The 14,207-nt window shown below is 37.2% G+C and carries 3 protein-coding genes; 2 read left to right on the top strand and 1 reads right to left on the bottom strand.

Features of this window, described 5'->3' with window-relative positions; all coding sequences use genetic code 11:
• Positions 1-23: 23 nt before the first annotated feature.
• Positions 24-11,357, top strand: a complete 11,334-nt coding sequence (locus tag A6M55_RS15785) for a T9SS type A sorting domain-containing protein (protein ID WP_064198491.1) — start codon at positions 24-26, stop codon at positions 11,355-11,357.
• Between the two features lie 1,071 nt (positions 11,358-12,428).
• The gene (locus A6M55_RS15775) at positions 12,429-12,647 is read left to right on the top strand and encodes a hypothetical protein (RefSeq protein ID WP_064198489.1); all 219 of its coding nucleotides are present in this window, start codon (positions 12,429-12,431) and stop codon (positions 12,645-12,647) included.
• Positions 12,648-12,703: 56 nt separating this feature from the next.
• Here A6M55_RS15775 and A6M55_RS15770 read toward each other — a convergent pair whose 3' ends face one another.
• A complete protein-coding gene (locus A6M55_RS15770; protein ID WP_064198488.1) occupies positions 12,704-14,206 on the bottom strand; it encodes a glycine--tRNA ligase in 1,503 nt (500 codons plus the stop codon).
• Between the last annotated feature and the right edge of the window lies 1 nt (position 14,207).

Raw genomic sequence — 14,207 nt, 5'->3', positions numbered from 1 at the left:
TGTAAAAATTTAACTTATTATTTATGAAGAATGTTCTCCTTTCATTCACAAAAAAACTTATTGCTGTTTTTATAATTTTAGAGCTGTGTTCGACTTCAACTTTTGCGGGAAGTGGCATATTTGAATCTTATGTAATTGTTCAAGCTAATGGAGGGTCAGCTAATTATTATGATTTGTTCGCATCCACAGGAAACCCTGATTTTCACGGTTTAAATTTGGGTGTATTTTCGTGTGTAAACTCACTTGTAATAAAGGGAGGACAGAATAAAACCTATAAAAATGGAACGGATGATATTTTGAATGGGTATTTGCATTACCGTGTCTATAAAAATGGGACGGACCCCAATTTGGTTGGTTTTACATCAATAAATCTTGGTTTTGATATTAATCTAAATGGTTCTGGTGACCAACAATGGACAAATGCAGGTGTAAATACTAACATTTTGCAAGGTTTGGCCGATGGAACTTATACCATTGAGGTTTATTCGAGTGCGGATTTTACTTATAGTGGAGGAAGTGGAACTCACTATCAGAATGTTGGGGGGGCAAATTATAAAGCAATTTTTACGGTTAGCAATCCTATCAATATTACTACCCAACCATTGACACCAGCCGCCTTTTGCTCAGGAACTAATGTAACTCTGACCGCCGCTGCTATTGGGGCAGATAGATATATTTGGCAGGAAGAGATTTCGGTGGGAAACTGGTCAAATATTTCGGGGGGAAGCGGCTCAATGAATATTGCTGGAGAGACTGTTTCGTTGACATTGAACAGCTTAGCAACCTCCAAAAAGGTACGTTGTTTATTTACAAATTGTGGTGGACTAAACACTTTACCTACCTCAGGAATTACGCTAACTCCTCAACGCCCCAGTATTTCACTCCAACCAATTTCTCAGACAGACTGTGATGGAAATACTGTCGACTTTACAATAGCCGCTTCTGCAGGAAGTACTTTTATATGGCAATGTAAGAAGCCCAGTGATGCAGATTTCTTGACTGTAAGTGCCACAACAAACTTGGTTATAACAAGTACATCGACAACTTCTGAATTAAAAGTTAAAAATATCGGGAATGCCGAAAATCCGCATTTGAGCATTTATAGATGTGTTGTTTCTGATGCAAATTCTTGCTCGATAATCTCAAATCAAGCAACTTTATCAGTTAATTCAATAAATAATATTGCAGATTCACCAGCTATTTGTACAGGCGGAAGTACTTCTTTTTTAGCAACTTTTGTAGGAATCACAACTTCTATTAAATGGCAAAAAGGTACTGTTGAAACTACGGCTGGCTCATATAGCGATTTGAATGATAGTTCACCCAACATAATTGGAACAACCACCAATACTCTTTCGTTGTCGAATGTTCCTTTTTTAGATAATAACACATTTTATAGAGTAAGAGCAGTATTTACGACCGTAACAAACTCAGGGACAGGTACTTGTACAAAAACTCAAGTGGTAAGTTCTGTTAATAATTCGGGTAAATTGATCGTCAACGCTTTACCAATCGCTCCAACTGCCAATAATGCCTCTCGATGTGATGTCGGAACCGTAACGCTTTCTGCAACTTCAACCTTAAATGCAGATGAAAGTTTTAGATGGTATGAAACCAATGTTTCAACGACAGTTTTAGGGACAGCAGCAACTTATACAACTACTTCATTAGCCGTTGGTACATATACTTATTATTTAAGTGTATATAATAGTAATACCACTTGCGAAAGTATTCGTACGCCAGTAACAGTTATAGTAAATCCTATTCCAACTATTACTTTGGGCAGTGTGGCTGATATTTGTAATAGTGCTACGAGTTTTAGTTTACCCATTTCGGCTACCACAAATTCACCAAATCAATATAGCATTTCAGTGGGAAATCCAGCTTTGAGTAATTTTTTAGCAATTAATAATGCCACAATGGGCAGTTCGCCAATTGATGTTACAATTCCTGCGAATGCAACACCCAATACTTACCAATTTATTGTTTCAGTAAAAAACTCCAGCACGACCTGTATCTCGCCAGACCAAATTTTTACTATTAAAATCAATGATACACCCGTTACACCGACTGTTACGAATGCAATAAATTATTGTCAGAATGCTCCAACAACTATACTGTCGGCTATTGCAAGTGGTTCTAATTCTTTGTTATGGTACGGTACGAGCTCATCAGATGGAACATCAAGTCTTATTGCTCCAACCCCAAGTTCGAGTGTAATTGGCATAACATCTTACTATGTAAGTCAGAAAAATGCCAATAACTGTGAGAGTTCGAGAGCTGTAATAAATGTATTAATTAATGCCATACCTAATGCCCCAAGTGCCACAACAGCAGTAGCCTATTGTAAAAATAGCACCGCAACTGTACTTTTGGCTACGGCAGTAGACTCTAATAGATTAATATGGTACGATGAAAATGATAATATATTGGGGGCAGCTCCAACTCCCAATACAACCACTGTTGGAACACAGATTTATAAGGTAAGTCAAAAAAGCCGTGAACCAGCTAACTGTGAAAGTGCTAAAACAATTATTACTGTAACGATCAATGATTTACCATCAACACCGACAGTGGCAACTCCCGTAGTATATTGTCAAAATTCGACAGTTTCGGCACTTTCGGCTACCTCAATAGGTACAAATACAAATACTTTACTTTGGTACGGTACTAATGCTGTAGGTGGAACTTCAAGTGGAGCTGCTCCAAGCCCTTTGACAAGTTCAACAGGTACAACGAGCTACTTTGTGAGTCAGAAAGATGCCAATAATTGTGAAAGTTTAAGAGCAAAAATTGATGTTGTTGTTACGCCAAGTGTTTCAGCATCAATTTCGGGAACAAATGCTTTTTGTATCACTGGTGTTTTAAATAGCTCAACAATTTTAACTGCTAATCCGACTGGAGGAAATGGGTCATATAGCTATCAATGGCAGAATTTAGCTGGAAATATAGCTACAGCTACAAGCCAAACTTTGACGGTGAATAGTACAGTTCAGTCTGCTAACTCAGATACATATAGAATAACAATTATGTCTGGAAATTGTACAGCAACAGCGGCCATTACAGTAACCAAGCAAGGTTGGAGTGATATTCCAAGCGTTTCAGTAAATCCGATAGGAGATATTTGTGAAAGTGGTATAAAAACATTAAATATTAATAGTCCGAGTGCATTTGGTATATATAAATGGTTTATTGATGCTTCTACTTTGACTCAAACACAAACGGGTACAAGTTTTGCTACACCAAATCTCACATCAACTACAACCTATTATGTAGCTCGTGAGCAGCAAAGTACGGCGATTCTTACCTGTCAGACTGAAAGAACTGCCATAGTTATTAATGTAAATGCTATTCCAGAAACTCCAACGATTGCAAACTCCGCCAATAAAACGACTTTCTGTAATAGTGAATCAGGATTTAATTTATCTATTTCGTGTATTTCTGGAAGTGCTAAATATCGTTTGAATAATGGTTCTTGGACAAATGGAAGTTTAGTTTCAATAAGCCCATCAACCTATAATTCTTCTACGATACTTAATTATGATTTTAGATGCTCATTGAATACTAATTGTGAAAGTGGATTGGCATCAACAAGTATTACTATCAATCCAGTACCAAATGCACCAACGGTTGCTGGAAATACAAGTATCTGTTTTGGGGCTTCTACAACTTTAACCGCAAGCGGCTGTTCGGGAACAATAGTTTGGTCAAATGGCACAAGTGGTACTTCAATAATTGTTTCATCAGCAGGAACATACAATGCTACTTGTTTTGCAAATATATGCGTGAGTTTAGCTTCTGCTACCCAAATGGTTATAGTAAATTCAATACCTTCAGCCCCAACTATAGTATCAGATGATGCCGATAATATTGTTTGTGCAGGTACAAATGTAAAGCTAACTGTCAGTGATTGTGGGGGCACAGTAGTTTGGTCAAATGGCACAAGTGGTACTTCAATAATAGTTTCGTCATCAGGTACTTATAACGCTACTTGTTCAGTCAATGGTTGTATGAGTGCAGCTTCTACAATACAAAATATAGTTGTCAATCAAAACCCAACTGTTACTTTTGGTATTATAAATAGTATTTGTAATGCTGCAACAATTTTTGATTTAGCCTATACATCTTCAACTAATTCTCCTGATAAATATACTTTAACTTCAACAATGCCAGATTTTATGGCAACTGCTGAAACTAATTTGTTGGTATCGCCTATAACCATAACTATACCCTCTGGTAAAACAGGTACACACAGTTTTACATTAAATTTAAAAAATAGTACAACAAATTGCATTAATAACCAGACTTTTAGTTTAACTGTTTTGCCTGCTTTGCTGGGCGGAAGTATTGAAGTTTCATCAAGTACAATCAATTGTGCTGGTTATAATCCTGGGGTAATTTCAAGTGGAAGTGTAGCAAGTGGTGGAAAATCAGCTTATGTTTATCAATGGCAGTCATCAACAGATAATCAAAATTTTACTGATATTGCTGGAGAAAATCTTACAACTTATAATCCGCCTGCCATTACACAAACAACGTATTATCGTAGAAAAGTAACTGATGCTTGTGGAATAGTAGTTTACTCTTCAAATGTACATCAAATTCAAATTGTGGCAGACCCGCAGATTACGCTAACGGATGCCAATGAACGAGTAATCTGTTCGGGTGAAAGTGTGAATTTAGAAGCAACTGTAATTGGTGGCTCAGGAACTTGTACCGCCACTTGGGAATCGTCGGCAACGCAAACTGGCACTTATTCAGTTGAACAAGTAGGTGGTTTGAGTTTTTCTAAAACGCTTATAAATAATAGCTCGTCAACACCATTGGTTAAGTATTACAGAGTGGTTTATGACTGTTCGGGAACAGGTTCAAGTGCTTGTGGACGTTCAATTTCATCATCAGTAAGAGTTAGAGTAAACTATGTTCCTAATGCACCAACAGTTTCAGGAAATACAAATATTTGTGTAGGCAACTCAACTTTCTTGACAGCGAGTGGTTGTGCAGGTACAGTTACGTGGAGTGATTCATCAACAGGAAGTACGTTAAGTGTTTCATCAGCGGGAGCTTATAGTGCAACTTGTACTGAAAATTTATGTGTGAGTTTACCTTCCAATATATTTAATTTAACGGTCAACCCAATACCCAATGCTCCGACTGTAATTTCAGATGATATAGATAATATGGTATGTGACGGAACAATTATTAAACTCAGTGTAAGTGATTGTGGCGGTACAGTAGTTTGGTCTAATAGTACGAGTGCTACTTCTATAAACGTTTCATCATCAGGTACTTATAGTGCGATTTGTGTCGTGAATAATTGTGTGAGTGTGGCATCAACAACACAAACTGTTGTAGTGAATACTATTCCATCTGCTCCTATAATTTCTGGAAATACAAGTATTTGTTCTGGAAACTCAACAACTCTCACCGCAAGTGGGTGTTTAGGAGTTGTGATTTGGAATACAGGTGCGACCAGTAGTACATTAAATGTCTCAACATCAGGCACTTATAATGCTACTTGTGTCTTAAATGATTGTGTGAGTGCAGTTTCACAGACTAAAGTAGTTTCTATAAATTCGATTCCAATTGCTCCTACAATTTCGGGGAATAGCAGTTTTTGTGTGGGAGGTTCGACTACATTAACGGCTAATGGATGTTCGGGGATGATTACGTGGAGTACTGGCACAACGGGAAGCATATTGAGTGTTTCATCAGCAGGCACATATAGTGCAACCTGTACAGAAAACCTTTGTATAAGTGCTGAGTCATTGATACAAACAGTTAGTATAAATCCATTACCAACAATTTCACTCGAAACCATTGATAATATATGTAATACTGCCACGACATTTGGTATATCATATACTGTCACCACCAATGCTCCAGATAAATTTAGTTTGACCTCAACAATGCCTGATTTTATAACGATTACTGAAGAAATACTGCCTGTATCACCGATTTTAGTAGTAATTCCACCAGCGAGAACGGGTATTCAAAACTTTACTTTGAATATTAAAAATAGTACGACAGGCTGTAATAGTACTCAAACTTTTAGCGTAACGATTTTACCGGCGTTAGCAGGAGGAAGTATTGAATTATCTTCAAGTGGTATTAACTGTTCAGGATACAATGCAGGAGCGGTCTCAAATGTAAGTTTGGCGAGTGGTGGTAAGGCAGATTATGTATATCAATGGCAATCATCTACCGATAATCAGAATTTTATAGATATTTCAGGGGCGAACACAACAACTTTTGACCCGCCTGCATTAACTGAAACGACCTACTACCGCCGAAAAGTAACAGATGCTTGTGGAGCTAATGCAGTTTCATCCAACGTATATCAAATTCAAGTAGTTCCTGATCCACAAATTACAATTACAGATGCCGCTGAGCGTACAATATGTTCGGGCGGAAATATTAGTTTAGATGCTACGGTCATTGGAGGTTCGGGAATGTGTACGCCAACGTGGCAATCTTCATTGACTCCATCTGGTACCTACACTAATGAGCAAGTAGGTGGGCTAAGCTTTACCAAAGTTCTGACAAATAATACAACGGCTACAATTATTAAATACTACCGAGCAATTTATGGATGCAGTGGAACAGGTTCTGGCTCTTGTAATCAAGGAGTGTCGAGTGTTGTGAAGGTGACTGTAAATCCAGTACCAAATACCCCTATAATTACACCTGCTTCGGTTGTTATTTGTCCAAATCAATCAGTAATTCTAACTGCCAGTGGTTGTATAGGTATTGTGACATGGAATAGTGGTCAAACTGGAAGCACTTTGTCAGTTTCAGAAGCGGGTAGTTATTCAGCTAATTGTGTGCTAAGTTCTTGTATCAGCACAACAAGTTCTTTAGCTACTGTCACGTTAGCTTCAGGAGGAACTCCTGTTGATCCACCTATAATTAGTGGTACTGCAACTATCTGTAATGGTCAATCTACCACTCTTACTGCTACAAATTGTTCTGGTCTTGTGACTTGGAGTGATGGAACAACGGGTGCAATAATTAGCGTAAGTCCTTCTATTTCAGTAGATTATACCGCTACTTGTTTTGATGGAACTTGTACCAGTAATAATAGTAATAAAATTACGATAACAGTCAATTCGTATCCTACTATTACAACTCAACCTAAAAACGAAGCAGATTGTAATGGAAATTCTGTGATATTTAGGGTTATCGCAACTTCGGTAACAACTTATCAATGGCAACGGAAAATACCAAACGGAACTTTCACGGATATCGCTGCTGCTACCTCTAATGCATTGACAATTAGTGATGTGGGTAGTGCATCTGACCCAAATATGACTGAATATAGGGTTGTAGTTTCAAATGCCGTTTGCAGTTTAACTTCAACGGTTGCGGTACTTACTGTGAACTCGGTTGAGGGAAGTCTGGCAGATCAAACCATCTGTGATGGAGCAAATACAAGTTTTAATTTATCAGCTATGACTATTTCGGGAAATATTCAAGGCTATCAATGGCAGCGACGAATAGGCTCATCTGGTACATGGAATGATATCGCAGATGCAACTGCAACTACATTTACAATTAATGCTGCAACCAATGCTGATGAGCAGTATTATCGTTGTAAAGTAAATTTTTCGACAGGAGGTTCGACTACTTGTGCCAGATATACAACTGAAGATGATTCAAATGGTGCCAAATTGAATGTTTTAATTGCTTCAAAGCCAAATATTTTAGGTACAAATGTGATTTGTTTGGATAGAAGTACAACACTCACTGCAAATAATTGCGAAGGGATAATCGCATGGTCGAGTGGACAATCAACTGCTACAATATCTGTTTCGCCAACAAATAATACCTCATATACAGTTAGCTGCACTTCAACTCAGTGTGGGTTCAATGTTTCGTCTGCACCGCTTTTTGTCACAGTGAATTCAACTCCACAACCTAAGATTATTACATACGATGTAATCACGCCTGCTACATTAACTTTTGCTGCTCGAACAACCTTTCCAAACGCTACTTTAATGTGGTATAATCGTGCGTCGGGCGGAACAGGTACCACAACAGCTCCTTCATTTTCGGCTGTTGGAACATACTCATACTGGGTAACTCAGACTGACCCAATTTCTGGTTGCGAAAGCGTCAGATTGCCAATCATCGCAAAAGTTTTAAATTATTTTCATATCACTCAGCAACCATTAAATCAAGTTGATTGTAGAGGAAATTCAGTCTATTTTGGTGTTGTTGCAGTTGGATCAAAAGCAGAATTTACTTATCAATGGCAACGAAAACGTCCAAATGACCCTGATTTTGTCAATTTAGTTGAAGATGGGAAAGGAATCAGAGGTTGGTATGCTAAGGCAATGGCGGTGTCAAATGTGGGAGATGTCAATAATCCAGACCAAACCCAATACCGCTGTATTATTGGAAATAATGGACAGTTTTTGACTTCTGAAATATCGACATTGACAGTCAATTCTTTGGTAGGTTCAATGCCTAATTTAGGTATATGTGTAGGAGCTACCAATGAATTTAATTTACAAAACTATTTTACTATTACAGGAAATGTAATGAGTTATCAATGGCAAACTCGACCTGGTACGGGTGGGGCATGGACAAACCTAACTGACGGAAATGGAATTGTTGGAAGCTCAACAAGTATTTTAAAATTTACCAAAGCAACCTATGAGCAAGGAGTTTATTATCGTTGTTTGGTCAAATTCAATACACAAGGTTTTGAATGTACTGAGCCAACTGATGCTGCCAAACTTATTGTTAGTGGTTTCCCACCAGCTCCTTCGGTTTCGAGCGTGTTTTACTGTCAGAATGCAAATGCAGTAAGATTAAAAGTTGATAGCCCAATTCAAAACCTTGTGTGGTACACGCAAGAGGTTGGGGGAAGTGGATTTAGAACAGCTCCAACACCTAATACAAGTATAGCAGGTGTATTCAAATATTATGTATCTGACCGTACTGACGAAGGCTGTGAAGGGCCAAGAGCAGTAATAAATGTTTCCGTGGATGCATTGCCTCCAGCCCCGAAAAACACTACATTAAGTCCAATCTATGAAGGAAATACGTTGATATTCTCTGCCGAAGGGACTCCTGTCGAAAACCAAGTGTTACGTTGGTACACCACTCCAACTACTTCTACATTTTCGACAGTCGCTCCTGTATTTACAGCGGCTGGTATCTATACACGCTACGTGGCTCAAGTATCTGCTTTTGGATGTGTAGGTCAACGCACTGCTATTACTGCCACTATTATTCCGAGCCTAAAATTTACTAAACAACCAACTTCAGAGGCCGATTGCGACGGAAATTCAGTGACATTTAGGGTGACAGCTACTGCTCCGAGTGTATTTACTTACCAATGGCAACGCCAAAGGCCGAACGAAACAAGTTTTATAGATTTGGTTAATGAAACGTCTAATTCGCTCAAAATAAGCAATATCGGAAATGCTGAAAATCCGAATTTGACAAAATATCGTTGCATAATAAAAGACGATAAAAATACTGTCATCTCAGAAGAAGCCATATTGACAGTAAATCAGATTGTAGGGAAATTAGCAACAATGAGTCTTTGTGATGGAAATGTAAGTAAATTATCATTCAGTAGTCTGAGTATTACAGGGAATGTGGTTATGTATCAATGGCAGAAAAAAACTGGAAGTACTTATACGGATATTCCAACCAATGCTAATGGTATTGCAATTATCAACGAAATTGGTACTTATCGTGGTAGAATCTCATTTTTGATTGATAAAACGACAACATGTAATCGTTCGACAGAAGATTTAAAAGTAGAACTAAAACCAAGCCCAGCTGCACCCAAAGTTACGAATCAATTCGTTTGTCAAAATACAGTTTTTGATATAACGAGGGCTGTTTCGGCAACAAATTCTTTACTTTGGTATGATTCAGCTACTGATACAACTGCTGATAAAACAACACCAAAAATTGATATAACTGAATTGAATAAAACCACTTATTATGTGAGCCAAATAACACCTTTTGGTTGCGAAAGCGAGCGGAAATCGTTTAACATTGAGGTTTCTGCGATTCCAGAAAAACCAATTGTTAGCGATATTGCTTATTGTCGAAATGCTCCAAGTCTTGCACTTACAGCAACTACTTTGCCACAAAATAAAGTAGTTTGGTATGCTTCATTAACTGCTAAAGATGCGTTTAGACAAACACCAATACCTGATACAAAAACAGATGGTGAAATCATTTATTTTGCAGCCACGCAGAATCTGGCTTCTTGCGAAAGTGAACGATTACCACTCAAAGTTTCGATTTCACCTTGTATCGCAAATTTTGAGAATAACTTCAACAATTGTTTGCAAGTTTCGGCTGATAGTGTGAAAGGAAATAAATGGTTTGACTTGCATGATAATTCAGGGAGAATCTATGCTTCAGTTAATCCTAATGGCTTAAATTTGGGTAAAGTTTCTATTTCGATTCGTCATTATGGGCGAGGAAGTTCTGCAATTCCAGCCACCAAAAATGATACAAAGCTAATGGCTCGCTATGTCGATTTTCAAAGCTCTCTTTTGAATGAGTTTCCTACTGATGTCTCATTACGTATTTATTATTTAAATGAAGAATTGAATGAATATAAAACCTCGACCAATTTACCAAATCTAACTATTAATGATTTCAATATTCTACACTATGATGGAATCAGAGAAGATTGTGGTTTTGAAAATAATGATAATTTTTCGGAGGGAGACAGCTACGTTATTTATAAAAATGTTATCGGAAATCAAATCTCCAAAGATTTCTTTTACTTGCAATTTGATGTAAATAAGTTTTCAGAAAATGGAGCAACCGCCAATGATTTTACAGAAATTAGTTTTAGCGGTAAAGAAATCGAGACACAAAGCGTACAACTCAATTGGCAGAGCCATTATGAGATCAAAGCTGATAAATACATCTTAGAACGTAGTGAAGATTGTAAGAATTTTGTAAAAATAGGCGAGATAAAGGCAAATGGCTCTGCAAGTACTTATGAAAGTGTTGATTATCAGCCATTTGCTGGTAAAAATTGTTATCGTTTAGTTTATATCGACAAAGATGGAACAAAGAAATATCTTGATGCAATCGAAGCGAATTTTACTAATACAGCTCCGACATGTTCAGTATTCCCGAACCCTTGGACTAAGGGCGATGAAATAAATTTGTATTTGAGAAATATTAAAGCAAAAACAATTAAACTTTATGATATGAGTGGAAAAGACCTCTCGTTTAGTGCAAGTAAAAATGAGTCAAAAATTATCACAATTCACCCTGATGTACATCTTACTAAAGGTATTCATTTTGTGGTAATAACGGGTGAAGACAATAAGAAATGTGTGCAAAAAGTTGTTGTAAATCCATAAAATATAGCACTAAGCCTTACAAATTTTTGGTATGGCTTAGTGTGCTTTTAGACTTCTTTATGGTTAAGGAAAATATAGTCGAAAATGACTGTGGTTTTAATGGTCAGTTGTGGGATTGATTGCTTTACTTTTTGTTGCTTGTTGTCAATAATTAAGCCCCAATTATCAAAAAATCTTTTTCAGAAAGTACAAAATTGAAAAGTTACGATGATGTTGTTGATAACTGCCAGATGATTGTAGTTGGGTAGTATTTTTTAGCATACCGTTTGTCAAAAAAAATATACCTGACATAGCCAGAGCATCTTCAAAATAATTATTAAGAGCAAATGTATTATGATAAATCGAAAATGCAGCCACTATGCATGAGCTAATAATAAGACAGACACCAAAAAAAAATTGATAATAGTTGGTGTCATTGACCGCCCTAATGAGTGTAATAATAAAAATAAACCCTAAAATGAAAACAAAAATTACTGCAAGAGGAGCATTTAAATCATTAATGTAAGGCAGAAAATGATTGGTAAAATAGATTAATGATAAAACAATCAGGAAGATACCAAGTACTAATCCCCAGTTTGTACCTAAAAATAAATATTGAGTTTTACTTTTTAGGCATAAAAGAATGAACATCAGCATTAATATAGAAATTAGCATTTCTATGACAAGTCCCACTTGAAGATGCCGCCAGATTGGTACTAATGAGCCTATTGCTGCACAAATTAAGCTTATTATGAAGTAAATATCTTGTGTATTAATTGTTTTTTTTCGATTATCATAATAGAAAAAATTACAGAATAGGCAAAATAATACATTTAACGTGATACGTAGATTCGTGTTAAGAAAGAAGGCTACAATCAGGTATAAGAAAAGTATTATATAATGCACAGGCAGTTTATTATCCTGCATATTTGTGAAAGATTAGATATGACAATGTTAAGTAAAAATTGTAATATATCAATAGTGAAGGGTGTTTTATATATCAAAAATTTATTTAACGTATCTGTGATTAATTAATGAGAAAGATGTTTGGAAGAATTCCTTTAACTTTGTGGCCGATAACCAACGTAAAAAATGAAAAATTTTAATCTGAAATCATATCATGTAAGAGGCATGAACGCCGAAACTGAAGCAGAAAAATTGGCAATCAATCAGGAACTTAAAGGTTTATACGAAAGCCTTTCGGAAGAAGATAAAAAAGATTTTAACGAACAACTACAAACCTTTTTGGTAAAGGAAATGGCCGCCATCAAGTCGGTATATGATGCTACTAAAACTGATGATTTGAATTGAAAAATATAAATTCCCGTTCCCTGAGCGAAGTCGAAGGAAACGGGAATTTGTAACAATTATATAGCTTCTAAAATTCTCTCCATGCTTACTGCATAGCCGATTTTTTCTTTCAATTCAGCAATCGAAACACGCTCTTGCGTCATTGAGTCACGGTGACGAATCGTTACGGTATCGTCTTCCATTGTTTGGTAATCAACCGCAATACAGAATGGTGTTCCGATTAAATCTTGGCGAGTATAACGCTTACCGATTGCACCGCCATCGTCATAAACCGTACGGAAAGATGATTTCAATGAGTTGGCAATTGCCTCAGCTTTTTCGGCCAAGCCATCTTTCTTCACCAGTGGTAATACAGCAGCTTTAATTGGGGCTAAAGCTGGGTGTAATTTCAAGTAAACTCTTTCTTTGTCTTCTTTGCCCTCTTCGTTGCTTGGAATCGTTTCTTTTGTGAAAGCATTACAGAAAGTTGCCAAGAATAGACGGTCAGCACCCACCGAAGTTTCTACTACATGCGGAATATAATTTCCGTACGGTTTACCATTTTCGTCAAGGTCAGCATCAAAATACTGTTGTTTTTTCTTCGATAATTCTTGGTGATTTCTTAAATCGAAATCTCCACGGGCATGAATACCTTCGATTTCTCTAAATCCGAATGGGAATTCAAACTCAATATCAACGGCCGCACTGGCGTAGTGAGCCAATTTCTCGTGGTCATGATACTTTAATTTTTCGGCAGGAAGACCAATTGCTTTATGGAATTTCAAACGAGTCTCTTTCCAATTATTATACCATTCTGTGGAAGTGTCAGGACGAATGAAAAACTGCATTTCCATTTGTTCAAACTCACGCATACGGAAAATAAACTGACGAGCTACAATCTCATTTCTGAAAGCTTTACCGATTTGTGCAATACCAAAAGGCACTTTCATACGACCACTTTTTTGTACGTTCAAGAAGTTCACGAAAATACCTTGAGCAGTTTCTGGACGTAAATAAATCAAACTCGAATCTTCGGCAACCGAACCCACTTGGGTTGAAAACATGAGGTTAAATTGACGAACTTCCGTCCAATTTAGCGTTTTTGAGATTGGACAAACAATGTTTTCGGCAATAATAAGGTTTCTTACACCTTCTAAATCTTCAGCACCCAATAATCTACCCATTTCGTTGAGCAAATTTTGAGCTTTTTCAGCATCACCTGCTTTGGCATATTCTTCCGCTTTACCTTCCAAAAGTTGGTCGGCACGGTAGCGTTTTTTACTGTCTTTATTATCAATCATTGGGTCGTTGAAACCATCTACGTGACCCGACGCTTTCCACGTGAGCGGGTGCATGAAAATAGCGGCATCAATCCCCACGATATTATCGTGAAGCTGAGTCATGGCTTTCCACCATGCTGCTTTAAGGTTATTTTTTAGTTCAACGCCATTCTGACCGTAGTCATAAACGGCTTGAAGTCCATCATAAATTTCGGACGAAGGAAACACGAAGCCATATTCTTTTGCATGGCTAATAATGTCTTGGAGACTGGTTGCAGGAGCTGCGGCTGGTTGACTCATT

The organism is Emticicia sp. MM, from assembly GCF_001649495.1.
The sequence above is the reverse complement of the archived record's forward strand: the minus strand, read 5'-3'. Positions and strand labels throughout refer to the sequence as shown.

Bases quoted from the DNA above. Each gene is read 5' to 3' on its own strand.
- A6M55_RS15785 (WP_064198491.1), top strand. From the start codon at position 24: ATGAAGAATGTTCTCCTTTCATTCACAAAAAAACTTATTGCTGTTTTT.
- A6M55_RS15770 (WP_064198488.1), bottom strand. From the start codon at position 14,206: ATGAGTCAACCAGCCGCAGCTCCTGCAACCAGTCTCCAAGACATTATT.
- A6M55_RS15775 (WP_064198489.1), top strand. From the start codon at position 12,429: ATGAAAAATTTTAATCTGAAATCATATCATGTAAGAGGCATGAACGCC.